This is a genomic window from Salinicola sp. RZ23, from assembly GCF_003206675.1.
Classification (GTDB): Bacteria; Pseudomonadota; Gammaproteobacteria; order Pseudomonadales; family Halomonadaceae; genus Salinicola; species Salinicola endophyticus.
The window spans coordinates 57,298-81,112 of record NZ_PZJK01000012.1; the positions used below are offsets into that span (position 1 = coordinate 57,298).

Consider the following 23,815-nt stretch of genomic DNA (forward strand, 5'->3'; position numbering starts at 1 on the left):
GGACAATGGCAGCTAAACAAGTCAAGTTCTCTGATGATGCCCGCAAGCGCATGGTTCGCGGCGTCAACGTTCTCGCCGATGCCGTCAAGGCCACGCTGGGCCCGAAAGGCCGCAACGTCGTGCTCGAGAAATCCTTCGGCGCACCGACCGTCACCAAGGACGGCGTCTCCGTCGCCAAAGAGATCGAGCTGAAGGATCGCTTCGAGAACATGGGCGCGCAGATGGTCAAGGAAGTCGCTTCCAAGACTTCCGACGCCGCCGGTGACGGCACCACCACCGCCACCGTCCTGGCCCAGTCGATCGTCAACGAAGGCCTCAAGGGCGTCGCTGCGGGCATGAACCCGATGGATCTGAAGCGCGGCATCGACAAGGCCGTCGCCGAAGCCGTCAAGCACATCCAGTCGCTTTCCGTACCCTGCACCGACGCCAAGGCGATCGCCCAGGTCGGCACCATCTCCGCCAACGGCGATGCGCGCATCGGTGAGATCATCGCCGAAGCGATGGAAAAAGTCGGCAAGGAAGGCGTCATCACCGTCGACGAAGGTCGCGGATTCGAAGACGAGCTGGAAGTGGTCGAAGGCATGCAGTTCGATCGCGGCTACCTCTCGCCCTACTTCGTCACCAATCAGGAAACCATGGCGGTCGAGCTCGAAGACCCCTACCTGCTGCTGGTCGACAAGAAGGTTTCCAACATCCGCGAACTGCTGCCGGTGCTGGAATCCGTCGCCAAGGCTGGCAAGCCGCTGGTGATCATCGCCGAAGACATCGAAGGCGAAGCGCTGGCCACGCTGGTGGTCAACAACATGCGCGGCATCGTCAAGGTTGCTGCGGCCAAGGCACCGGGCTTCGGCGATCGCCGCAAGGCCATGCTGCAGGACATCGCCATCCTGACCGGCGGCACCGTGATCTCCGAAGAGGTCGGCCTGAACCTCGAGCAGGCCAACCTGGACCACCTGGGCAGCGCCAAGCGCGTCACCATGTCCAAGGAGAACACCACCATCATCGACGGTGCCGGTGTCGAGTCCGACATCGAAGCTCGCGTCAGCCAGATCCGCGCGCAGATCGAGGAAACCTCCTCTGACTACGACCGCGAGAAGCTGCAGGAGCGTGTCGCCAAGCTGGCTGGCGGTGTTGCCGTCATCCGCGTCGGTGCCGCGACCGAGTTCGAGATGAAAGAGAAGAAGGCCCGCGTCGAAGACGCCCTGCACTCCACCCGTGCAGCGGTCGAAGAAGGCGTCGTGCCTGGCGGCGGTACCGCCCTGGTGCGCGTGCTGACCATGGTCCGCGGCCTGACCGGCGACAACGAAGACCAGACCCACGGCATCGCCATCGCGCTGCGTGCCATGGAGTCTCCGCTGCGTCAGATCGTCACCAACGCGGGTGAAGAGGCTTCGGTCATCATCAACCGTATCAAGGACGGCGAAGGCAACTTCGGCTACAACGCGCAGACCGGCGAGTACGGCGACCTGTTCGAGATGGGCGTCCTCGACCCGGCCAAGGTGACCCGCACCGCGCTGCAGTCCGCCGCTTCCGTGGGCGGCCTGATGATCACCACCGAAGCGATGATCGCCGAGGATCCGGAAGAGAAAGCCGCTGGTGGCGGCGCACCGGACATGGGCGGCATGGGTGGCATGGGCGGCATGATGTAAGCCTCCCCCGCCATCGCCTGAGACTTTCAGGTATCATGGAAAGCCCCGCCACTGGCGGGGCTTTTTTTGGTTCAGGGTCTTGGGTTCAGCGCGCGTTCCGCGATGCTGCCGCTCCCGCCGTCTCGTTTCAGGAGCCTTCTCGCATGCTCGAGCGTATTCGTATCGTCCTCGTCCAGACCTATCACCCCGGCAATATCGGCGCCAGCGCACGGGCGATGAAGACCATGGGCCTGGGCGATCTGGTGCTGGTCGCGCCGCGCCAGTTCCCTGACCCCGAAGCAACCCGTCTGGCGGCCGGCGCCGTCGATCTGATCGAGGGCTGCCGGGTAGTGGACTCGCTGGGCGAGGCGGTGACCGACTGCGTGCAGGTGATTGGCGCCAGCGCGCGCCTGCGCAGCCTGCCGCTACCCTGCTACCACGCCCCCGATGCCATGATCGAGGCGGCCTGGCAGCGCCTACCAGACGGCCCGGTGGCGGTGGTTTTCGGGCGCGAGCGCTCGGGGCTCACCAACGACGAGATCGGCCACTGCACGCATCAGCTCAACATTCCCGCCAACCCCGACTACGGTGTGCTCAACCTTTCCCAGGCGGTCCAGATCGTCGCCTACGAGGCGTTCCGCCGGGCCACTCGCACCGCCGTCGCCGAGACGCCAGCATCGCGGGACACGATCTACCCGACGCTCGACCAGCTCGAACACTTCCACACCCACCTGCACCGGGCACTCGATAGCGCCGGCTTCCTCACCCAGCCCCATGCCAAGACCGAAGCGCACCTGCGAGCCCTGTTCGCCCGCGCCGAGCCCAGCCGCAAGGAGCTCTCGATCCTGCGCGGGGTACTCAATGCGCTCGAACGCCGCGATTGACGACATCTTTTGACAGGGAGACAGAAGCCATAGAGAATGGTAATCACTCTCATCAACAGAGTGATGGTGACCCATGCATTCAGAGCGCTCCCGACTCCACTACACCTGCGTCTTTCTGCTGGTCTCCTTTCAGGCCGTGCGCCAATCGCTACCCGCCGCCACCCCCTCGGCAGCGCCCTGCTGGCTAGACGCCGAGATGCTGAAGATGCTGCTGCGCGAGCTCAAGCGCTGCCGGGAAGAGGCCTCCCCTTTCCCACCGGTACACGCCTCGCTGGACGTTGCCACCTATCACTGCGGCCTGCTGATGGCACAGTGCCCGGCTGCCCTGGACCCCTCGCTCTGCAGCTACCATCTGGATGCCATCATCCAGCCGCTCAAGCAGGCCATCGCCGAGCTCTCGGGCCATCAGGCCGCGGCCGTGCGCGCAGCGCAGAGCGAAAGGGGCTGGCGCGGCTGGCTCAGACGCTAGCCACGCTGAAACGGTGTTCGTCCCACGCAGACAGGCCGCGCCGTTCAGCGAGTGACAGACATAAAAAAACAGCGCCCGAAGGCGCTGTTTTCATGGGGAGACCGAATCCGAAGGATCAGTCCTGGCCCATCTGCTGCTTGATCAGATCACCGATGGTGGTCGGACCGTTGGTCTCGACATCCTGGTCGCGCAGCTTGGTCATGTTGCGACGCGTGTCGACCTGATCCTTGGCCTTGATCGACAGGTTGATGGCGCGGCTCTTGCGATCGACGTTGACGATCTTGGCTTCGACGCTATCACCTTCGTTCAGCACGTTGCGCGCGTCTTCGACACGGTCGGCGCTGATTTCGGAGGCCTTGAGGATACCGATGACATCGGTAGCCAGTTCGACGTGCGCTTCCTTGGCATCGACTTCGATGATGCGGCCGGTGACCACGGAGCCCTTGTCGTTGACAGCCAGGAACTCGGAGACCGGATCGGTTTCGAGCTGCTTGATGCCCAGCGAGATGCGCTCACGCTCCGGATCGATCGAGAGGATGACGGCTTCCGCTTCGTCGCCCTTCTTGAACTGACGTACCGCTTCTTCGCCAGCTTCGCTCCAGGAGATGTCGGAGAGGTGCACCAGACCGTCGATGCCGCCTTCCAGACCGATGAAGATACCGAAGTCGGTGATCGACTTGATGGTACCGGCAACGCGGTCGCCCTTGTTGTAGCGCGCGTTGAAGTCTTCCCACGGGTTGGTGGTGCACTGCTTGATACCCAGGGAGATACGACGACGCTCTTCGTCGATGTCGAGCACCATGACTTCGACTTCGTCACCGACCTGAACCACCTTGGACGGATGGATGTTCTTGTTGGTCCAGTCCATTTCGGAGACGTGAACCAGACCTTCGACACCCTCTTCCAGCTCGGCGAAGCAGCCGTAGTCGGTCAGGTTGGTGACGCGGGCGTTGACCTTGGTGCCTTCCGGATAGCGGTCGACGATGTTGACCCAGGGGTCTTCGCCCAGCTGCTTCAGGCCCAGCGAAACGCGGTTGCGCTCGCGGTCGAACTTGAGCACCTTGACATTGATCTCGTCGCCGACGGCCACGATCTCGCTCGGGTGCTTGATGCGCTTCCACGCCATGTCGGTGATGTGAAGCAGGCCGTCGACGCCACCGAGGTCGACGAAAGCGCCGTAATCGGTGAGGTTCTTGACGATACCGTTGATCTGCTGGCCTTCCTGCAGGGTGGCGAGCAGCGCTTCACGCTCGGCGCTGTTCTCGGCTTCGAGTACGGCACGGCGAGAGACGACGACGTTGTTGCGCTTCGGATCGAGCTTGATGACCTTGAAGTCCAGCTCTTTGTGCTCCAGGTGCGCAGTGTCGCGAACCGGACGCACGTCGACCAGCGAACCCGGCAGGAACGCACGGATCGAGGAGACGTCGACGGTAAAGCCGCCCTTGACCTTGCCGTTGATCACGCCCTTGACGATTTCGTCTTTCTCGAAGGCCGCTTCCAGTTCTTTCCACGCTTCGGCGCGCTTGGCCTTCTCGCGCGACAGACGGGTTTCACCGAAACCGTCTTCAACGGCTTCCAGTGCGACCTTGACTTCGTCACCGACCGCGATGGTCATCTCACCGTTGTCGTCGCGGAACTGTGCCGCAGGGATCTGGCCCTCGGACTTCAGACCGGCGTTGACGGTGATCCAGTCGCCTTCGATGTCGACCACGGTTGCCATGACGATGGCACCGGGCTCCATGTTGATGTCCTGGAGAGATTGTTCGAACAGTTCAGCAAAGCTTTCGCTCATGTGATTCCTACGTGATCAACGTTGATGGCGGGCGGGCCGCCTTCCTCCGTACCACCAGCGAGTACGGGCCTTATCGACATATCCCTGGGGATGTTGGCGCTGGTTCGACCTGCCGCGACTTGACTGTCGGTGTCGCTGCACGTCTTCACATCTTGCCAGGGGCCCCGGGAGCGGAAGTGTGTCGTCATTCCACCGGCCAGCGCGACCCGAGAAGCTCTCAGGTCAGGCCGCGCTCGGCCAGCAGCGTTTCGATACGCTCCACGACTTCCGGTATATCCAGCTGCGTGGTGTCCAGCTCGACGGCATCTTCGGCCGGCTTGAGCGGGGCTACCGCACGCTGCATATCACGCGCATCGCGCGCTTGGATTTCTTCCAAAAGGGTCGCGAGTCTAGCATCTTCACCGGCCTCGCGCAATTGGCGCAGGCGACGCTGGGCACGCTCCTCGGCCGAGGCGGTGAGATAGATCTTCAGCGGCGCATCGGTGAACACCACGGTCCCCATGTCGCGACCGTCGGCGACCAGCCCGGGGGCCTGGCGAAAATCGCGCTGCCGCTGCAGCAGCGCTTCGCGCACCGGCGGCAGCGCCGCCACCTGCGAGGCGGCATTGCCCACCTCTTCGCGGCGGATCGCCCGGGTCACGTCGTCGCCCTCGAGCAGGATACGCATGGCACCGTCCTCCACCGCGAAGACCACGTCCAGCCGCTGGGCCTGGCGGGTCAGCCGCTCGACGTCGTCAAGCGCGACCTCCTTGCGCAGCGCCGCCAGCGCGGTGAGCCGGTAGAGAGCACCGGAATCGAGCAGGTGCCAGCCCAGGCGTTCGGCGATCATGCGACTGATGGTGCCCTTGCCGGCGCCACCGGGGCCATCGATGGTGAGGACGGGGGCGGTCTGACTCATGCCTCGACCTCCTCGAGGGTGAGCCCCACGCGCTCGGCCAGTGCCACGAAGCCGGGGAAAGAGGTCGCCACGTTGGCGCAGTCGTCGATCTCGATCGGCGCACTGGCGCGCAGCGCGGCCACGGTGAAGGCCATGGCGATGCGGTGATCGCCGAGGCTGTCGACCCGGCCGCCGCCATAGTTGGCGCTCTCGCCGCCCTTGCCGACGATGTCGATGCCATCGTCGAATACCGTGGCTTCCACGCCCAGGATCGCCAGGCCATCGGCCATCGCCTGAATGCGGTCGGACTCCTTGACCCGCAGCTCTTCGGCACCGCGCAGCCGGGTGGTGCCCTCGGCATTGGCCGCGGCGACGAACAGTGCCGGGAATTCGTCGATCGCCAGCGGCACCTGGTCGACCGGGATATCGATTCCCTTGAGCGGCGCATAGCGGATATGCAGGTCGGCCACCGGCTCGCCGCCGACTTCGCGCGGATTCTCCAGACGCAGGTCGGCGCCCATCAGCTTGAGAATGTTGATCACGCCGATGCGCGTCGGGTTGACGCCAACGTGCTCGAGCACCAGGTCGGCACCCGGCGTGATCGCCGCTGCGACCAGGAAGAAGGTTGCCGAGGAGATGTCCGAAGGCACGTCGATCGGCGCACTGGTGAGCTTGCCGCCGCCGCTCAGGCGCGCCACGTCACCCTCGCGGGCAACCGCGTAGCCGAAGCCGTTGAGCATGCGCTCGGTGTGGTCACGGGTCGGCGCCGGCTCGCGCACGCGGGTCTCGCCCTCGGCATAGAGCCCCGCCAGCAGCAGGCAGGATTTGACCTGGGCGCTGGCCATCGGCATGTCGTAGTCGATGCCCTTGAGCGGCTGACCGCCATGGATCCGGAGCGGCGGACGCCCCCCCTCGGCGGTATCGATACGTGCCCCCATCAGACGCAGCGGGTCGGCCACCCGCGCCATGGGGCGCTTGGTCAGCGAGGCGTCACCGGTGAGCTCGGTATCGAAGGCCTGCCCCGCGAGCAACCCGGCGAACAGCCGCATGGCGGTACCGGAGTTGCCCACGTAGAGCGGTCCGGCGGGCGGCTTGAGGCCGTGCAGACCGACCCCATGAATGGTCACGCGACCCTGGTGGGGCCCTTCGATCGCTACGCCCATGTCGCGGAACGCCTGCAGCGTGGCCAGGCTATCCTCGCCCTCGAGGAAACCCTTGACCTCGGTCACCCCGTCGGCCAGGGCGCCGAGCATGATCGAGCGGTGGGAGATGGACTTGTCGCCGGGCACGCGGATACGGCCGCTGACCGACCCGCCGGGCGAGACCCGATACTGCACCTGTCGTGATTCCATGGCTTGATAACTCGTCTGATTCAACAGCGTTTCGAAATAGTGTCGGGCGTGGCTGGCACGGTCGAAGGTGCCCAGCATGGCGTCGCTGTCACCCTGCTCGACCGCCCGCCGCAGCCGCGCCAGCCCGACCTCGAAGTCGTCCAGCGCGCCGAGCAGCGCGTCACGGTTGGCGGTGAAAATGTCGCGCCACATCACCGGATCGCTGCCGGCGATGCGGGTGAAGTCGCGAAAGCCGCCGGCGGCGTAGCGAAAGATCTCCAGCCGCTCGTCCTGGCGCGCCAGGGTATCGACCAGCGAAAAGGCGAGCAGGTGCGGCAGATGACTGGTACGCGCCAGCACCTGGTCGTGGCGCGCCACCGGCATCTCCAGCACCTGGGCCCCGCACAGCTCCCACAGCCCGCGCACGACCTGTACCGCCGCCGGGTCGGTCTCCGCTTCAGGGGTCAGGATCACCTTGTGATGACGATAGAGCGTCGGATCGGCGGCGGCGACGCCGCTCTTCTCCGAGCCGGCAATGGGGTGACCAGGAACGAAACGCGCCGGCAGCGTGCCGAAGACCTGCCGTGCGGCGTCACATACTGCGCGCTTGGTGCTGCCGACATCGGTGACGATGCGCGACCCCAGCGCCGGGGCCAGCGCCTCGAACACCGCCGGCATCGCCAGTACCGGCACCGCCAGCACCACGATGTCGGCACGCACCACCAGCGGTGCGAGCGCACTGCCGCCGTCGTCGATCACCCCCATGGCCAGCCCGGTGGCGATCTCATCGTCATTGCGGTCGCAACCCAGCAGCGTGCCACGATACCCCGCCGCCTTGAGCGCGGCGGCCAGCGAGCCGCCGATCATGCCCAGCCCGACGATGAGCAGCGTAGGTGCGGTCTCTCCCGGCATCCTAGAGCACACCCACCGGGTAGGAGCCGAGCACCTTCATGTCGGAGGCGTGCTGCTTCACCGCCTCCAGCACGCCGGCGACAGCGGGGTCGTCGACATGCCCCTTGAAGTCGATGAAGAAGACGTAGGTCCAGACACCGTTACGCGATGGGCGCGTCTCCAGCCGGGTGAGATCGATGGCGTGGCGGTGGAACGGCTCGAGCAGACCGTGCAGCACCCCCGGCTGGTTGCGCATGGCGACCACGATCGAGGTCTTGTCATGGCCCGAGGGGGGCACCGACTCATTGCCGATGATCAGAAAGCGCGTGGAGTTGTCCGGGCGATCCTCGATCTTCTCGGCGACGCGGTCGAGACCGTAGAGCTGGGCCGCCATGTCGCCGGCGATCGCCGCGCTGTGCCACTCGGTCTTGACCAGCCGTGCGGCCTCGGCGTTGGACGAAACCGCCACCCGCTCGGCGTGGGGGTAGTGGGCATCGAGCCACTTGCGGCACTGGGCGAACGACTGCGGATGCGAATAGATCCGCGAGATCTTGTCCTGACGGGTGATGTTGGAGACCAGCAGATGGTGGTGGATACGCAGCACCACCTCGCCGCTGATGTGCAGCCCGGAGTCCATGAACGAGTCGAGGGTGTTGTTGACCACCCCCTCGGTGGAGTTCTCCACCGGCACCACCCCGTAGTTGACCGCGCCCGCCTCGACCTCACGGAACACTTCGTCGATCGCCGCCATCGGCAGGCTGATCGCGCTTTGGCCGAAGTGCTTGAGCGCCGCCTGCTGGGTGAAGGTGCCCTCCGGGCCCAGATAGGCGACCTTGATCGGTTTCTCCAGGGCCAGACAGGCGGACATGATCTCGCGGAACAGGCGCGCCATCTCCTCGCCGTTGAGCGGCCCGGGGTTGCGCTCCATCACCCGGCGCAGCACCTGGGCCTCGCGCTCGGGGCGATAGAACACGGCATCGGGATCGTCGGCGGTCTTGACCTGGGCGACCTGGGCGGCGCAATCGGCGCGCTCGCTGATCAGGCGCAGCAGCTCGCTGTCGATGCTGTCGATACGCTGGCGCAGGGAGGCGAGATCCAGCGGCTTGTCGGTGTTGTCAGTCATGGGCATGTCCTGGCTGCATGCGGCCGCCACTCAGCCGCGGCGACGTTCGAAATCGGCCATGAAGGTGATCAGCGCCTGCACGTCGGCCTCGCTGACGGCATTGTAGAGACTCGCGCGCATGCCGCCGACGCTGCGATGCCCCTTGAGGTTGAGCAACCCCTCGACCTCGGCATCCGCGAGGAAGTCGCCGTTGAGCGCGGCATCGGCCAGCGTGAACGGCACGTTCATCAGCGAACGGTTGGCCGGTGCGATCGGATTGGCATAGAAGTCGCTGGCGTCGATGGCGGCGTAGAGCGCCTCGCTCTTGCGCCGGTTGATCGCTTCCATCTCGGCGACGCCGCCGATATCGTTCTTGAGCCACTCGAACACCAGACCGGCGAGATACCAGGCGTAGGTCGGCGGCGTGTTGATCATCGAGTCGTTGTCGGCGTAGACCTTCCAGCCGAGCAGCGAGGGCGCCGAGGGCTGCGCCCGCTCGAGCAGATCCTCGCGCACGATGACCACGGTGATGCCGGCGGGGCCGATGTTCTTCTGCGCCCCGGCATAGATCACCCCATACCGACTCACGTCCAGCGGCGCGGAGAGGATCGACGACGACATGTCGCACACCAGCGGCACGTTCACCTCCGGCACGTAATCGTAGGCCAGGCCGCCGATGGTCTCGTTGTGGCAGTAGTGCAGGTAGGCCGCATCCGCGGAGAGCGCGATGTCGCCCTGGCGCGGCACCTGCACGTAACCGGACTCGCGGCTCGAGGCGGCGATATGTGAAGCGGCCAGGTGATCCGCCTCCTTGATCGCCTTGCTCGACCAGATGCCGGTATCGAGATAGTTGGGTGTCCCGCCCTGCCCCAGCAGATTGAGCGGCACGCAGGCGAACTGCAGGGTGGCACCGCCCTGCATGAACAATACCCGGTAGTTGTCGGGAATCGAGAGCAGATCACGCAGATCACGCTCGGCCTTGGCCGCAATTGCCTCGAAGGTCGGACTGCGGTGACTCATCTCCATCACCGACAGGCCCTGCCCCTGGTAGTCGAGCATCTCGGCGCGGGCGCGCTCCAGCACCGCCGTCGGCATGGCCGCCGGACCGGCACAGAAATTGTGCAGACGTGTCATTCTCGGAATTCCCCGTGGGCTCTTTCACTCGACCCGGGCGCTTGCGTTCGTCCGGGCTTGTTCATCAAGACGAGTCTTGGTGGTGTGTCACCACACCCTGTCATCCAACCGCATGTCGTCGCCCCAGGCCCGCACATCGGGCCAGGGGGCAGAACCTCGCGCCCGTCGGCAATGCGCCCCCGACCCAGAGCGGGCGGGGGCGCAGCGGCCTCAGGCGTCGTCGTCCGCCGGCGCTGTGTCACCGCTCTCCGGCGGCGCTTCGTCCGCAGCCACCTCGGTCTCGTCCGGTACCTCCAGCTCGTCGAGCCCATCGTCCTGGGGCTCGTCGACCCGCACCGTCTTGACCAGGTGCTCCCCCTCGCTGGTGCGAATCAGGGTCACCCCCTGGGTGTTGCGCGAGGTGATCGACACCTCGCCGACACGGGTGCGCACCAGGGTACCGCGGTCGGTGATCAGCATCATCTCGTCGCTGTCACGAACCTGCATCGCCGCCACCAGGGCGCCGTTGCGCTCGGTGGTCTGCATCGCGATCACACCCTGGCCGCCGCGACCGCGGATCGGAAACTCTTCGAGCCGGGTCCGCTTGCCATAGCCGTGTTCGGAAGCGGTCAGAATATAGATCTGCTCGTCGCTGCCGTCGGCGCTGGCGGTGGCATCACCGTCAAGCTCGTTGTCGGCGTCGGCATCGATGGTCTGGCTCTGCGGGATGATCAGGCTGATCACCTCGGCCCCTGGGGCCAGACGCATGCCGCGGACACCGCGGGCGGTCCGCCCCATCGCGCGCACATGGCCCTCTTCGAAGCGGATCGCCTTGCCGTTGGACGACAGCAGCATGACATGGTCGCTGCCGGAGGTGATGGCGGCGCCGATCAGGCGATCGCCCTCCTCCAGATCCAGCGCGATCAAGCCAACGCTGCGCGGCCGCGAGAACTGGTCCAGCGAAGTGCGCTTGACCGTACCGCTGGCGGTGGCGAAGAAGATGTAGCTCTCCGGGTTGTAGTCACGCACCGGCAGAATGGCGCTGATCGACTCGCCGTCGTCCAGCGGCAGCAGATTGACCAGCGGCTTGCCGCGCGACCCACGGCTGGCGTTGGGCATCTCGTAGGTCTTGAGCCAGTAGACCTTGCCGCGGTTGGAGAACAGCAGCATGGTGTCGTGGGTCGAGGCCACCACCAGGTGCTCGATGACGTCCTCATCTTTCATGCTGGTGGCCGACTTGCCGCGCCCGCCACGCTTCTGCGCCTGATAGTCGGAGATCGGCTGAGTCTTGGCATAGCCGCCACGCGACAGCGTGACCACCATGTCCTCCTCGGCGATCAGATCCTCCATGGTGAGATCGAGACGGCTGGTCTGGATCTCGGTCAGGCGGGCGTTGCCGTACTGATCGCGAATGCCTTCGAGCTCTTCGCGAATCACCTCCAGCAGCCGATCCGGTGACGCCAGGATATGGTTGAGTTCGGCGATACGCTCGAGAATGCTCAGGTATTCGTCGAGCAGCTTCTCGGTCTCGAGCCCGGTCAGACGATGCAGGCGCAGCTCCAGAATCGCCTGCGCCTGGGCCGGCGAGAGCCGGTAGAGCGCGCGATCGTCGGTGAGCCCGTAGCCCTCGTCGAGATCCTCGGGCTTGCACGAGGTGGCACCGGCACGCTCGAGCATGCCGGTCACCTGCCCCGGCTGCCAGTCGCGGGCGATCAGCTTCTCCTTCGCTTCGGCCGCATTGGGCGAAGCCTTGATCAGTTCGATCACCTCGTCGATGTTGGAGATGGCGACCGCCAGGCCCTCGAGGATATGGCCGCGCTCGCGCGCCTTCTTGAGTTCGAACAGGGTGCGCCGGGTAACCACCTCGCGGCGGTGGCGGATGAACGCCTCCAGCAGCTCCTTGAGATTGAGCGTCTTGGGCTGGCCGTCGTGGAGGGCGACGATATTGATGCCGAACACGGTCTCGAGCTGGGTATGGGCGAACAGGTTGTTGACCACCACGTCGCCGGACTCGCCGCGCTTGATCTCGATCACCACGCGCAGACCATCCTTGTCGGACTCGTCGCGCAGCTCGGCGATGCCCTCGACCCGCTTCTCCTTGACCAGCTCGGCGATCTTCTCGATCAGCCGCGCCTTGTTGACCTGATAAGGCAGCTCGGTGATGACGATCTGGTCGCGTCCGCTCTTCTTGTCGAACTCGACCGTGTGGCGGGCCCGCACGTAGATGCGCCCGCGCCCGGTGCGGTATGCCTCGAGGATCCCGGCGCGGCCGTTGATGATGCCGGCGGTGGGGAAATCGGGCCCGGGGATGTACTCCATCAGGTCGTCGACCGTCAGGGTGTAGTCCTGGATCAGTGCCAGACAGCCGCTGATCACCTCGACCATGTTGTGGGGCGGGATATTGGTCGCCATCCCCACCGCGATGCCCGAGGCGCCGTTGATCAGCAGGTTGGGCACCTTGGTCGGCAGCACCTCGGGAATCCGCTCGGTGCCGTCGTAGTTGTCGACCCAGTCGACCGTATCCTTTTCGAGATCCGCCAGCAGCTCATGGGAGAGCCGCGCCATGCGCACCTCGGTGTAACGCATGGCGGCGGCGTTATCGCCGTCGATGGAACCGAAGTTGCCCTGGCCATCGATCAGCACGTGGCGCATGGAGAAGTGCTGCGCCATGCGCACGATGGTGTCATAGACCGCGCTGTCGCCGTGGGGGTGATATTTACCGATCACATCGCCGACCACGCGCGCCGATTTCTTGTACGGCTTGTTCCAGTCGTTGCCAAGCTCGTGCATGGCGTAGAGCACGCGCCGGTGCACCGGCTTCAAGCCATCGCGGACGTCGGGCAGTGCGCGCCCGATGATGACGCTCATCGCGTAGTCCAGGTAGGACTGCTTGAGTTCATCCTCGATGTTGACTGGCAGAATTTCTCTGGCGATATCACCCATGGGTCGTCAAATCCTTTGCGCCGCTGCCACGGCCGAAGACGACCGTGGCAGCGTTAATGAAGCCCCGACAAGGCGACCGAGACCCTCGGCCGCACAATCTACCGATCATACCATTTCAGGGCTTCCAAAGGCAGGCATTGACGTCTTTTCCCCGGGTGGTGTAGAGGGCTCAGCGCGCTTCTGCCTCGGCGACCAGCAGCGGTTCGAGCCGCTCGCGCCACACCCCTTCGAGCGGCACCACCTCGCCGCTGCGCTGATCGAGCAGCACGAAGGTCAGCAGCGCACTCACCACCAGTTCGCCACTGTCACGATGCACGATACGGTGGGCTACTCGGGCGCTGCGCCCGCCGATATGCGACAGACAGGTCTCGATGTCGAGATCGTCATTGATGACCGCGGCACGGCGGTAATCGATATTGAGATTGACCGCGACCAGCGCCACGCCCTCGGCCATGCCGGCAGCGAAAGCGGGATGCTGGTCGGCGAAGGCCCAGCGCCCCTCCTCCAGGAACTCGAGATAGCGGGCGTGATTGACGTGGCCATAGCCGTCCAGATGAAAGCCACGGACGCGAACCTGGGTATGGGTGATGCGTGAATCCATGCGAATCTCCGGGTCATTGGCGACGCCGATCACGCGCCGCCCCTGTCTTCGAAACATACGCTCGTTTGAAACAAGGCTGCAAATACCAATGGTCTACCTCGGTGGCAACAGCTGGGTCCTTTCGACATAATGTGCCTCCTTTCAAACGGAAACACGGGCGTATGTGGTTCAAGCACTGTCATCTTTACCGCTGCCATGACGTCGAGATTCTCGCCCTGGAGGATCTGGAAAGCGCCTTGGCAGAATTCGCGTTTCGCCCCGTCTCGCCGCGCGAGGCACGCCGGGTCGGCTGGAGCGCCCCGGCCGGCCGTGGCAGCGACCAGCGCGTGCACGAGATTCAGGGTCATCGACTACTGGCGATGCTGCGCCAGGAGCGCCTGCTGCCCGCGTCTGTGGTCAACGAAGAGGTCGCGGAGCGCGCCGAGGCGCGCGAGCAGGCCGAGGGCCAGCCACTGCCGCGGCGCGAGCGCCAGCTGCTCAAGGAGCAGGTGATGGAGGAGCTGCTGCCGCAGGCCTTCACCCGCACCCAGCGCGTCGAACTGTGGTGGGACACCCGGCGCCGGCTGATCGGCATCAACGCCTCCAGCCGCAAGCGTGCGGAGGAGGTGCTGGATCTGCTGCGCCAGACCCTGGGCTCGCTCAAGGTCACGCCGCTGGCGACCCGCACCCCGCCGTCGCGCGGTATGACCCAGTGGCTGAGCGATGCCGGCAGCCGCCCGGCGAGCCTGCTGCTCGGCGATCAGGTCGAGTTGCGCGCCGCCGAGGACGACGGCGTGCTGCGCGCACGTCAGGTCGATCTCGACAGCGAGGAGATCCAGTCACTGCTCGAGGGCGGCCGGCAGGCCAGCAAGCTGAGCATCGGCAGCGAGGGCCAGCTGCGTACCGTGCTGCACGACGACCTGGCACTGAAGTCGCTGCAGTTCGACGACGCCCTGCTCGACGAAGCCAGCCAGACCGAAGACGGCGACGATCCCGCGGTGGCGCTGGAGACCGACTTCGCGCTCATGTCGCAGGCACTCGCGACCTTCATCGAACAACTGATCGACTGGCTCGGCGGTGAAGCCGAGATGTCGGCCCCGACGCCATGACGCAAAGCTCCGCCACGCCGCCCAACAGCGCCGAGGCTGCGATCGATCTCGATCGTTTCGCCGATATCCGCCCCTATCACGACGACGAGGTGGCCGGCGTGCTGGCGCGCCTGGCCCAGGACAGCGAGCTGCTCGACGCCATCACTCGCTATCGCCTGCCGCGGCTGGCGCGCTTCGCGCCGCCGTTGGCGCGCCTGCTCGCCAGCTTCCGCCTGCGCCGCGAAGTGCGCGGAGTCGCCACCATCCGCGACTTCCAGCTGCGCATCGCCGACTACATGGCCCACATGATTGCGCGCACCACGCGGGGCTTCAGCGTCGAAGGGCTCGATCGGCTGTCGCCGGACAAGGCGTACCTGTTCATCGGCAACCATCGCGATATCGCCCTCGACCCCGCGTTCGTCAACTATGCGCTCTATGTCGGCGGCCACGACACCGTGCGCATCGCGATCGGCGACAACCTTTTGCAGAAGCCTTTCGTCACCGATCTGATGCGGCTCAACAAGAGCTTCATCGTGCCGCGCTCGGTCAAGGGCAAGCGCGCCATGCTGGCGGCCTATCAGTCACTCTCGGGCTATATCCGCCACTCGATCAGCGACGACAACCATTCGGTCTGGCTGGCCCAGCGCGAGGGCCGCGCCAAGGACGGCATTGATCGCACCGACAGCGCCATCGTCAAGATGCTGTGCATGGCGCGGCGCCTGGAAGAGAACGATCCCGACATCGGCCACGCGGTTCGCGAGCTGCAGATCGTGCCGGTGTCGATCAGCTACGAGTACGACCCCTGCGATCTGCTCAAGGCGCGCGAGCTGCACGCCAAGGAGACCGACGGCCGCTACCAGAAGGTCGAGTTCGAGGACATACGCTCGATCGTCTCCGGCATCATCGGCGACAAAGGGCGGGTCAAGCTGGCCTTCGGCACCCCGCTGTCGGCCGAATTCGACGCCGCCGACGCGGTGGCGGCGGAGATCGATCGCCAGGTGCTGTCGAACTATCCGCTGTTCCCGAGCCATCAGCTGGCCCTGGCCGAGACTGGGCTCGCCCCCGATCTGGTCGACCTCTCTGCGGTCACCGCGGAAGATCGCGAACGCTTCCAGACGCGGCTGGCGCAGGTACCGGCCGAGCTGCGCCCGTGGTGGTTGAAGCAGTACGCCAACCCGATCCTCAACCGTGCCGGGCGCCTGGACAGCGATACGCCCTGAGGCTATCTCGACAAGCGATAGACCGTCGAGATACCCCCTTCGAGAGACACGGCTTCGATCAGCGGCCGCGCGGGGCTTCGCCGCACAAGGCGTGCCCCCGCTCTCCTCCCCACTTCCCCCGTACACCGCGCCATCGAGCGGCCAGACGTCGCCACGGGCGACGCCATACGCGAACCTACTTGCGCCAGAAGAACGGCATCAGCAGCACCAGCACGGTGAGGATCTCCAGGCGGCCCATCAGCATGCCCACGCAGAGAATCCACTTGGCCGCCTCGGGCAGGCTGGCGAAGTTGCCCGCCGGGCCGATGATCGGCCCCAGGCCAGGACCGACGTTGGCCAGCGCGGTGGCCGCACCGGTGGTTGCAGTGACCATGTCCAGCCCGAGGGCAGCCAACGCCAGCGAGAGCACCGCGAAGATCAGAAAGAAGAAGAACGAGAAAGCGATGACCGCCCGCACCACTTCGTCATTGAGCGGACGGCCATTGTAACGCTGGGCGAATACCCCGCTGGGGTGTACCAGATAACGCAGCTGATTGAGCAGCATCAGCCCGCCGATCTGGAAGCGGAATATCTTCATCCCGCCGCTGGTCGAGCCACTGCAACCGCCGACAAAGGTGATAAAGAAGAAGGTGGTCACCGCCAGCGGCCCCCACAGGCTGTAGTCCTGGCTGGCATAGCCGGTGGTGGTCACCACCGAGATCACGTTGAAGGCGACCGCAGTCAGGGCGCTGAACGGCGCATCGTGGAAGGCCACCACCCGGTAGAGGGTCAGGGTACCGATCACCACCACCAGCAGCATGAGCAGACCACGTACCTGCTGGTCCTGCCACAGCGCGCCGCGGGAATCGCGGATCAGGCGGATATAGAGCACGAACGGCAGCGCCCCGGCGAGCATGAAGGCGCAGCCCAGCCACAGGATCAACGGGCGATTCTCGTAGATGCCGAAGGAGGCGTCGTAGTTGGCAAAGCCGCCGGTGGAGACCGAACTCATGGCGTGCACGATCGCATCCAGGGTCTGCATACCCGCCAGCCGATAGCTCAGTATCGCCACCAGCGTCAGCCCCAGGTAGATCACGGCGGAAGCCTTGGCGATCCCCCCGGCCCGCGGCAGCACCTTGTCCGACCAATCCGAAGACTCGGTCTGGAACAGCCGCATGCCGCCGACCTTGAGAAACGGCAGGATCGCGATCGCCATCACGATGATCCCGATTCCCCCCAGCCACTGCATCAGACCGCGCCACAACTTGAGGCCATCGGAGAGGTGCTCGATACCCGAGAGCACGGTCGAGCCGGTGGTGGTGATCGCCGAGATCGACTCGAACACCGCATCGGTGAACGAGAGCTGCGGCGCCCCCAGCACCAGTGGCAGGCTGGCGAAGGCGCTGATCACCACCCAGCTCGAGGTGGTCAGGATGAACATGTGCTGGGTCTTGAGCTCGACCGGGGTGTGCCAGGTCCACGTCAGCAGCCCCGCCGACGTGGCCGCGACCAGCGCCATCGACTTGAGGAAGGCCCACAGGTCGGGATCGTTCTCCAGCTTCAACAGCACGATCGGCGGGAGCATGAACACGGCCAGCACGATCAACAACAGCGCCAGAACTTTGAGAATCGGCTTGGCGTCTTGCAACGTCTCTCTCCCCTTCGATGCGCACTTCACTTCGCCGCCACGCCACACCAGCGGCTGTCGACGCGCCAAACGACTGGCGATGATAGGCCAATCGGCCACGCTGCGACACTGCCACTTGCCGTCGAGGGTACACGCCGGGCGCCGCGCGCGAGCCGGGACGCCAGTGACGACACCCGACCCAGGCGAGTACGGCGGCGCCGGCGGCTGTGCTATCGTGGCGCCATCTTCCCGACTCGAGCAAGGAGAGTGCCATGAGTTCCGCTTCGGAAATGCAGAAGGTTCGCGTCATTCACGAGCTGCGCGCCTTCATCAAGAAACTGCTGCAGGAGCCGGGCATTCTGGAGAGTTCTCTGGAGATCGCCAAGCGCCACTCGGATGGCAGCAACGACCCACAGGCGTGGGCGCGTATCGCCAACGAGATCTCCGATACCACCAGCGTGCACATCCCGGAGGACCCCAAGGAGCACTCCGACGCCGACCGGCTGTTCCTGGAAGTGCTGCGCGAGGTGGTAGGCGAGGAAAAAGCGCTCTACTGAGCGGCGGTCCAGCGTCGTGGGGCGCTGGACAAGAAAAAGGCCGGCAATGGCCGGCCTGGTGTCAACTATCGCGTCACTAGCTCTTATTGCCTGGGCACGCAGCCGTGGCGTAGTCATTGTCGCCCGAGAAAGCACAGGTCCATTGGCCATTATCTGAGCTCTTGCGAGTCAGCGTCACGGTCGTTCCCTTGATGGCACCGGTGACATCGCCATTGAGTGTCGCAGTGATGGTGCCATCAGTCTTCGACGCCGGAATATCGACAGCCGGGTTGGCGACATCTGTACCGTCTTCGTTTTTCACTTTGTCCAGCAGGTTCGACTGCGTCCAGCCGAGCTCACCGGCATCGGTCGTTGACTCACCACGTGCATAGCGCTCTTCCGCGGCCGTCTTCAGCGCAGAGACTTCGGAGACCACTCGGCTGACCTGAGTCCGCGCCACATAATTCTGATACTGCGGGATGGCGATCGCGGCGAGGATGCCGATGATCGCGACCACGATCATCAGCTCGATCAGAGTGAAACCGCCCTGGCGGTGTAGATCTCGACGCTTGTATTGCCCTTGCATGGGAATCCCCTTGTTTATCGATGGTGTGCCGATCGGCGTCGCCGCCGTGCCGCGCGAGTCGAGTCGCGCCGTGCCTCAGCGTGCGTGTCAAAACGATACGCTACGTTACATTTAGTGACACTCGCAACGCTTATCGGCAACGTCTCAGGATTCTTAAAGAAAAAGTTGGCGGTGCCGATAGCGCGGATATGACCTCCGCCAGCGCGGCGGCCACTTCATTCGCAAGAGGCGCCTCGACGTGCCGACCACCACCTCCCCCGGCATCCATAGCGGCCTCGCCCGCCGTCTGATCGATCGCGGCCTGATCGAGGCCGCCGCGTGCGAGCGCGCGCAGCACTCGGCCAGGGAAGCAGAGCAGACGCTGCTCGAGTTCCTGGTGCGCCAAGGGCGTATCGATCCGCGTCAGGCGGGCGAGGCCGCGGCACGCGAGTATGGCCTGCCGTTTCTCGACCTGCAGCACCTGGTCTGGGAGCGCCTGCCGATCGCCGAGCCGATCGCCGAGAAGCTGATCAAGCGCTTCCAGGTGCTGCCGCTGGCGCGCGACGACCGCCGCCTCACGGTGGCGGTCGCCTTTCCCGCCACCCTGGCCAAGCTCGACGAGCTCCAGTTCACCACCGGGTTGGCGATCGATGGCGTCCTGGTGCCGTTCGACCAGCTCGAGCGCGCCCTCGCCCGGCGCCTCCAGCACCAGGACACCTCCGGCATGCTCGAGGCGCTCGATGAAGCCAGTGATGCGGTGACGCTGGATACCAGCGAGATCGATCTGGAGGAGGAAGCCGCAGCCCTGGACGCCGGCGGCGACAACGATGCGCCCATCGTGCGTTTCGTCAACCGGGTGCTGCGCGATGCGATCCAGCGCGGCGCGTCGGACGTTCACTTCGAACCCTACGAGTCGAGTTTTCGGGTGCGCTTTCGTGTCGATGGCATGTTGCTGGAGGTGACCCGCCCGCCACTCAATCTGCGCACCCGCATCGCGGCCAGGCTCAAGGTGATGGCGCGCCTGGATATCTCCGAGCGCCGCCTGCCCCAGGACGGTGCGATGAAACTGCGCCTCGAAGACCAGCGCGCCATCGACTTCCGTGTCAACAGCCTGCCCACGGTGTTCGGCGAGAAGATCGTGCTGCGTCTGCTCGACGCCCGCGCCACCGGCTGGGGCATCGACGCTCTCGGCTTCTCACCGCCCCAGCGCGAGCTCTTCGAGAGCGCCCTGGCGCGTCCCCAGGGGATGATCCTGGTGACCGGCCCGACCGGCAGCGGCAAGACGGTGACCCTCTACACCGGGCTCAACCATCTCAACACCGAGGAGCGCAACATCTCCACCGCCGAAGATCCGGTGGAACTCAAGATTCCGGGGATCAACCAGGTCAATGTGCAGTCGCGTATCGGGCTCGACTTCGCCAGCGCCCTGCGCGCCTTTCTACGTCAGGATCCGGACGTGGTGATGGTCGGCGAGATCCGTGACCTGGAGACCGCCGAGATCGCGGTCAAGGCGGCCCAGACCGGCCATCTGGTGCTCTCCACCCTGCACACCAACTCTGCCGCCGAGACGTTGACGCGGTTGCGCAACATGGGGCTGGCAAGCTTCAACATCGCCAGCTCGGTGTCACTGATCATCGCTCAGCGTCTGGCGCGCCGACTCTGCCCCCACTGCCGGGTGCCAACCCAGGTGCCCGACGAGGTACTGCTCGGTGAGGGCGTCACCCGCGAGCGTCTGGCCAGCGCCACGCTCTACCGCCCGGGTGGCTGCGACCGCTGCACACTGGGCTACAAGGGGCGCCAGGGCCTCTACGAGGTGGTCCCGATCGACGACGCCATGAGCCAGCTGATCATGCGCGAAGGCCACGCTCTGGAGCTGGCACAGCTGGCACGCGAACGCGGCTATCCCGGTCTGCGCCAGAGCGGTATCGAGCTGGCGCTCAGCGGCGTGACCAGCCTGGAGGAGGTCAATCGCGTGACGATCGACTGAGCCGCGTCACGCCACCGGCCAAAACGCGAACCATCCCCCTTTCGACCCACCGCTTTCAGGAGTCCGACATGGCAACAACGGCGAAGCCTCCCAAGCGACTGGTGATGCACCGCTGGCAGTGGCGCGGCAAGAATCTGCGCGGCGACACGGTCAGTGGCGAGCTGATCGCCAGTGAGGTCAGCGAGGTGCGCCAGGAGCTGGCGCGCCAGAAGATCATCGTCAAGCGCATCACGCGCAAGACCAGCCCCTTCGGCATTGGCCGGGTCCGCCAACGCGATATCACCCTGTTCGCGCGCCAGCTGGCGACCATGATCCGAGCCGGCGTACCCCTGTTGCAGGCATGCAAGGTGGTGGCCGAAACCCTGCGCAATCCGGCGATGCGCAACCTGGTCGAGACCCTGGGCAACGACATCAGCGCCGGCGCCAGCTTCTCGCAGGCGCTATCGCGTCATCCACAGCGCTTCGATCGCATGTTCGTCAACATGGTCGCCGCCGGCGAACAGTCCGGCGCGCTGGACCGCATGCTCGAACGCCTGGCCAGCTATCGCGAGAAGATCGATTCCCTGAAGGGGCGCATCAAGAAGGCGCTCTACTATCCGATCGCGGTGATCGCCGTGGGGATCGGCGTCACCGCCCTGCTGCTGATCAAGGTGGTGCCACAGTTCGAAAGCCTGTTCGCGGGCTTCGGCGCCGAGCTGCCGGCCTTCACGCGCTTCACCATCGACCTCTCCGAGCTGGCCCAGGCGCACTGGTGGCAGGCACTGCTGGCACTGGTGGTGGTGATCGTCGGCGTGCGTCGGGGGATCAAGCGCTCGCCGCGTTTCGCCTACCGAGTCGATCAGTTGCTGCTGCGCCTGCCGGTGATCGGCGGCATCCTCGACAAGGGCTCGATCGCGCGCTTCTCGCGCACTCTGGCAACGACCTTCAACGCCGGCGTCCCGCTGGTGGAGGCCCTCGAGACCGCCGCAGGCGCGACCGGCAATCGCGTTCACCAGCGGGCGATCGCCGACCTGCGCGAGGATGTCGGCAACGGCCAGCAGCTCGCCTTCGCCATGCGCCGTGCGCGGATCTTCCCGATCATGGCGGTACAGATGGTGAGCATCGGCGAAGAGGCGGGCGACCTCGACACCATGCTCGACAAGGTCGCTGACTTCTACGAAGAGGAGGTGGACAATCAGGTCGACGCACTCACTTCGCTGCTGGAGCCGCTGATCATCGTGGTGCTGGGGGTGCTGGTAGGCGGGCTGGTGGCGTCGATGTATCTGCCGATCTTCGAGATGGGCTCGGCGATCTAAACGAAATGTCGTGCCGGGGCGGCCCTGGACACGGCGATACGTTACCCTGAGCGCCTCCATCGATTGGCCGAAGCGGGAGTCTGCCTTGCCCCAACTATCCCCCTGGCTGCTGTGGCCCCTGGCATTCGTGCTGGGCGCCTGCCTGGGCAGCTTCATCAACGTGGTGATCGTACGGCTGCCGGTGATGCTGATGCGGCGCTGGCGCGCCGAGGCGCGCGCCGCGCTCGAGCTGGAAGCCGAGCCGTCACCGCGTTACGACCTGCTGCTGCCGCGCTCGCACTGCCCCGCCTGCGGCCAGTTCATCGCCTGGCACGACAACCTGCCGTTGATCGGCTGGCTCAAGCGCCGCGGCCGCTGTGCCGCCTGCGCGACCCCGATCAGCCCACAGTACCCACTGGTCGAGCTGCTGGCGGGGGGCGTGAGCCTGGCCGCGCTGGCGATCCATGGCGCCAGCATCGAGACACTGTGGCTGCTCGGCGCCTGCCTGGTGCTGCTGGCGCTGGCGGTGATCGACTGGCGTACCCAACTACTGCCCGATGCCCTCACCCTGCCCTTGCTGTGGGCCGGCCTGCTCTACCAGTGGGCCTACCACCCGCTGTGGCTGGGCAGCGCTGTGCTCGGTGCAGTGGCCGGCTATCTGGTGCTGTGGGCGGTCTACTGGCTGTTCAAGCTGACCACCGGCAAGGAGGGCATGGGCCATGGCGACTTCAAGCTGATGGCGGCGCTGGGCGCTTGGCTGGGCTGGCAGAATCTGCCGCTGCTGCTGCTGCTCTCCGCCGGCGCCGGCACGCTGATCGGTATCGCGCTGATCATCGCCCGCCGCCACGTGCGCGGGCAGCCGCTGCCGTTCGGACCATTCATTGCCCTGGCCGGCTGGATCGCCCTGCTGGTGGGCGCGCCGCTGCAGGCCAGCTATCAGGCGCTGCTGCTGGGGGGCGCAGGATGAACGAGCCCGCTGACCACAACACCCACACCACCCCGGTGATCGGCGTCACCGGCGGCATCGGCTCGGGCAAGAGCGCGGTCGCCGAAGCCTTTGCTGAGCGGGGTATCCCGGGCATCGATGCCGATGCCGTGGCCCGCGAGGTGGTCATGCCGGGCGAACCGGCGCTGGCCGCGATCGCCGAGCATTTCGGCGCAGAGGTGCTCGATGCCGACGGCAACCTGGACCGGCGCAGCCTGCGCGCGCGGATCTTCGCCGACCCCGCCGAGCGGCGTTGGCTCGAGAGCCAGACCCATCCGCGTATCCGCCAGCGCCTGCAGACACACCTGGCGCGCCTGTGCCGCAGTGACGCGCCTTACTGCCTGCTCATCTCGCCGCTGCTGATCGAGAGCGGCCAGCGCGAGATGGTCTCGCGGGTGCTGGTGATCGATGTCCCCGAGTCGCTGCAGATCGAGCGCACCCTGGCCCGCGACGGCGTTTCGCAGGAGCAGGTGGAGGCGATTCTCGCCGCGCAGAGTTCACGCCAGACGCGCCTTGCAGCCGCCGATGACGTCATCGACAATAGCGGCGACAGAGAGATGCTCATCGATCAGGTCGCCCGGCTGGACGCACGCTATCGCCAGTGGGCGGCATCACCGCAACGACACGGCTACCCATGACCTCCGGTAACGACTCCCGCCACGCAGGCGACGGCGGCGCACTCAAGGTGCGCTGCCCGCAGTGCCAGACGCCGATCGCCTGGACCACCGACAATCCCTACCGCCCCTTCTGCTCCCAACGCTGCAAGCTGCTCGACCTGGGCGCCTGGGCCGACGGCAGCCACCGTATCCCGGGCGAGCCGCACATGGACGAGACCCAGCTCGATGAGCTGATCGATCGCCTCGAACGCGGCGAGTGAAGGCCCGGCGCAAGACACAGCGCCATCAAGACAACAGCCACATCAATACAAACGCCGCTCCCAAGGG

20 protein-coding genes are annotated in these 23,815 nt (G+C 65.6%); 11 read left to right on the forward strand and 9 right to left on the reverse strand.

Annotation, left to right across the window (positions count from 1 at the left end; genetic code table 11):
- The first annotated feature begins 5 nt into the window (after positions 1-5).
- The 3 genes from groL to DOM67_RS12180 all read left to right on the forward strand — a co-directional run bounded on the left by groL (position 6) and on the right by DOM67_RS12180 (position 2,981).
- Positions 6-1,649 (forward strand): chaperonin GroEL, encoded by a 1,644-nt coding sequence (groL, locus tag DOM67_RS12170; protein ID WP_106420460.1) that lies wholly within the window; start codon positions 6-8, stop codon positions 1,647-1,649.
- A 143-nt stretch (positions 1,650-1,792) separates the two neighbouring features.
- Positions 1,793-2,512, forward strand: a complete 720-nt coding sequence (locus tag DOM67_RS12175) for an RNA methyltransferase (RefSeq protein ID WP_110676218.1) — start codon at positions 1,793-1,795, stop codon at positions 2,510-2,512.
- 73 nt (positions 2,513-2,585) lie between these two features.
- The gene (locus DOM67_RS12180; RefSeq protein ID WP_110676221.1) at positions 2,586-2,981 is read left to right on the forward strand and encodes a hypothetical protein; all 396 of its coding nucleotides are present in this window, start codon (positions 2,586-2,588) and stop codon (positions 2,979-2,981) included.
- A gap of 115 nt (positions 2,982-3,096) precedes the next feature.
- On the opposite strand, the gene rpsA is transcribed toward DOM67_RS12180, so the two are convergent.
- From rpsA to DOM67_RS12215, 7 genes are all read right to left on the reverse strand, one after another.
- A complete protein-coding gene (gene rpsA, locus DOM67_RS12185; RefSeq protein ID WP_110676223.1) occupies positions 3,097-4,773 on the reverse strand; it encodes a 30S ribosomal protein S1 in 1,677 nt (558 codons plus the stop codon).
- A 217-nt stretch (positions 4,774-4,990) separates the two neighbouring features.
- Positions 4,991-5,671 (reverse strand): (d)CMP kinase, encoded by a 681-nt coding sequence (gene cmk / locus DOM67_RS12190; protein ID WP_106420464.1) that lies wholly within the window; start codon positions 5,669-5,671, stop codon positions 4,991-4,993.
- Positions 5,668-7,893, reverse strand: coding sequence for a bifunctional prephenate dehydrogenase/3-phosphoshikimate 1-carboxyvinyltransferase (locus DOM67_RS12195; RefSeq protein WP_110676225.1), 2,226 nt, complete (start codon positions 7,891-7,893; stop codon positions 5,668-5,670). The genes cmk and DOM67_RS12195 overlap by 4 nt, the downstream gene beginning before the upstream one ends.
- A gap of 1 nt (position 7,894) precedes the next feature.
- Entirely contained in the window at positions 7,895-8,995 is a 1,101-nt protein-coding gene (pheA, locus tag DOM67_RS12200; RefSeq protein WP_110676226.1) for a prephenate dehydratase, read from the reverse strand.
- Positions 8,996-9,025: 30 nt separating this feature from the next.
- Positions 9,026-10,108: a 3-phosphoserine/phosphohydroxythreonine transaminase gene (serC, locus tag DOM67_RS12205; protein ID WP_110676228.1), complete on the reverse strand. Its 1,083-nt coding sequence runs from the start codon at positions 10,106-10,108 to the stop codon at positions 9,026-9,028.
- Between the two features lie 210 nt (positions 10,109-10,318).
- Positions 10,319-13,030 (reverse strand): DNA gyrase subunit A, encoded by a 2,712-nt coding sequence (gyrA, locus tag DOM67_RS12210; protein WP_110676230.1) that lies wholly within the window; start codon positions 13,028-13,030, stop codon positions 10,319-10,321.
- A 169-nt stretch (positions 13,031-13,199) separates the two neighbouring features.
- Positions 13,200-13,631, reverse strand: a complete 432-nt coding sequence (locus tag DOM67_RS12215; RefSeq protein WP_110676232.1) for a thioesterase family protein — start codon at positions 13,629-13,631, stop codon at positions 13,200-13,202.
- Positions 13,632-13,792: 161 nt separating this feature from the next.
- On the opposite strand from DOM67_RS12215, the gene DOM67_RS12220 reads away from it, so the two are divergent.
- Together DOM67_RS12220 and DOM67_RS12225 are read left to right on the forward strand one after the other, a co-directional pair.
- Positions 13,793-14,719: a recombination-associated protein RdgC gene (locus DOM67_RS12220; protein ID WP_110676234.1), complete on the forward strand. Its 927-nt coding sequence runs from the start codon at positions 13,793-13,795 to the stop codon at positions 14,717-14,719.
- Positions 14,716-15,918: a 1-acyl-sn-glycerol-3-phosphate acyltransferase gene (locus DOM67_RS12225; RefSeq protein ID WP_110676236.1), complete on the forward strand. Its 1,203-nt coding sequence runs from the start codon at positions 14,716-14,718 to the stop codon at positions 15,916-15,918. Before DOM67_RS12220 ends, DOM67_RS12225 begins: the two co-directional genes overlap by 4 nt.
- A gap of 175 nt (positions 15,919-16,093) precedes the next feature.
- Here DOM67_RS12225 and DOM67_RS12230 read toward each other — a convergent pair whose 3' ends face one another.
- The gene (locus DOM67_RS12230) at positions 16,094-17,545 is read right to left on the reverse strand and encodes a TrkH family potassium uptake protein (RefSeq protein WP_280951065.1); all 1,452 of its coding nucleotides are present in this window, start codon (positions 17,543-17,545) and stop codon (positions 16,094-16,096) included.
- A 251-nt stretch (positions 17,546-17,796) separates the two neighbouring features.
- On the opposite strand from DOM67_RS12230, the gene DOM67_RS12235 reads away from it, so the two are divergent.
- On the forward strand, positions 17,797-18,081 hold the full coding sequence (locus tag DOM67_RS12235; RefSeq protein ID WP_110676238.1) for a hypothetical protein: 285 nt from the start codon (positions 17,797-17,799) through the stop codon (positions 18,079-18,081).
- Between the two features lie 76 nt (positions 18,082-18,157).
- Here DOM67_RS12235 and DOM67_RS12240 read toward each other — a convergent pair whose 3' ends face one another.
- Entirely contained in the window at positions 18,158-18,646 is a 489-nt protein-coding gene (locus DOM67_RS12240) for a pilin (protein ID WP_110676240.1), read from the reverse strand.
- A 238-nt stretch (positions 18,647-18,884) separates the two neighbouring features.
- Between DOM67_RS12240 and pilB the strand changes: the two genes are divergently transcribed.
- From pilB to yacG, 5 genes are all read left to right on the forward strand, one after another.
- Positions 18,885-20,612, forward strand: a complete 1,728-nt coding sequence (pilB, locus tag DOM67_RS12245; RefSeq protein ID WP_232825239.1) for a type IV-A pilus assembly ATPase PilB — start codon at positions 18,885-18,887, stop codon at positions 20,610-20,612.
- A gap of 68 nt (positions 20,613-20,680) precedes the next feature.
- Positions 20,681-21,907 (forward strand): type II secretion system F family protein, encoded by a 1,227-nt coding sequence (locus tag DOM67_RS12250; protein WP_110676244.1) that lies wholly within the window; start codon positions 20,681-20,683, stop codon positions 21,905-21,907.
- Between the two features lie 85 nt (positions 21,908-21,992).
- Complete coding sequence (locus tag DOM67_RS12255) at positions 21,993-22,853, forward strand: A24 family peptidase (RefSeq protein WP_232825240.1); 861 nt, start codon at positions 21,993-21,995, stop codon at positions 22,851-22,853.
- Entirely contained in the window at positions 22,850-23,509 is a 660-nt protein-coding gene (gene coaE / locus DOM67_RS12260) for a dephospho-CoA kinase (RefSeq protein WP_110676246.1), read from the forward strand. The genes DOM67_RS12255 and coaE overlap by 4 nt, the downstream gene beginning before the upstream one ends.
- Complete coding sequence (gene yacG / locus DOM67_RS12265) at positions 23,506-23,748, forward strand: DNA gyrase inhibitor YacG (protein ID WP_106420474.1); 243 nt, start codon at positions 23,506-23,508, stop codon at positions 23,746-23,748. Before coaE ends, yacG begins: the two co-directional genes overlap by 4 nt.
- Positions 23,749-23,815 lie beyond the last annotated feature (67 nt).

Coding starts and splice junctions, on each gene's coding strand:
- coaE (WP_110676246.1), top strand. CDS start 22,850: ATGAACGAGCCCGCTGACCACAACACCCACACCACCCCGGTGATCGGC.
- DOM67_RS12225 (WP_110676236.1), top strand. CDS start 14,716: ATGACGCAAAGCTCCGCCACGCCGCCCAACAGCGCCGAGGCTGCGATC.
- DOM67_RS12250 (WP_110676244.1), top strand. CDS start 20,681: ATGGCAACAACGGCGAAGCCTCCCAAGCGACTGGTGATGCACCGCTGG.
- groL (WP_106420460.1), top strand. CDS start 6: ATGGCAGCTAAACAAGTCAAGTTCTCTGATGATGCCCGCAAGCGCATG.
- yacG (WP_106420474.1), top strand. CDS start 23,506: ATGACCTCCGGTAACGACTCCCGCCACGCAGGCGACGGCGGCGCACTC.
- DOM67_RS12195 (WP_110676225.1), bottom strand. CDS start 7,893: ATGCCGGGAGAGACCGCACCTACGCTGCTCATCGTCGGGCTGGGCATG.
- serC (WP_110676228.1), bottom strand. CDS start 10,108: ATGACACGTCTGCACAATTTCTGTGCCGGTCCGGCGGCCATGCCGACG.
- cmk (WP_106420464.1), bottom strand. CDS start 5,671: ATGAGTCAGACCGCCCCCGTCCTCACCATCGATGGCCCCGGTGGCGCC.
- DOM67_RS12180 (WP_110676221.1), top strand. CDS start 2,586: ATGCATTCAGAGCGCTCCCGACTCCACTACACCTGCGTCTTTCTGCTG.
- DOM67_RS12175 (WP_110676218.1), top strand. CDS start 1,793: ATGCTCGAGCGTATTCGTATCGTCCTCGTCCAGACCTATCACCCCGGC.
- gyrA (WP_110676230.1), bottom strand. CDS start 13,030: ATGGGTGATATCGCCAGAGAAATTCTGCCAGTCAACATCGAGGATGAA.
- DOM67_RS12220 (WP_110676234.1), top strand. CDS start 13,793: ATGTGGTTCAAGCACTGTCATCTTTACCGCTGCCATGACGTCGAGATT.
- pheA (WP_110676226.1), bottom strand. CDS start 8,995: ATGACTGACAACACCGACAAGCCGCTGGATCTCGCCTCCCTGCGCCAG.
- DOM67_RS12235 (WP_110676238.1), top strand. CDS start 17,797: ATGAGTTCCGCTTCGGAAATGCAGAAGGTTCGCGTCATTCACGAGCTG.
- DOM67_RS12215 (WP_110676232.1), bottom strand. CDS start 13,631: ATGGATTCACGCATCACCCATACCCAGGTTCGCGTCCGTGGCTTTCAT.
- DOM67_RS12240 (WP_110676240.1), bottom strand. CDS start 18,646: ATGCAAGGGCAATACAAGCGTCGAGATCTACACCGCCAGGGCGGTTTC.
- rpsA (WP_110676223.1), bottom strand. CDS start 4,773: ATGAGCGAAAGCTTTGCTGAACTGTTCGAACAATCTCTCCAGGACATC.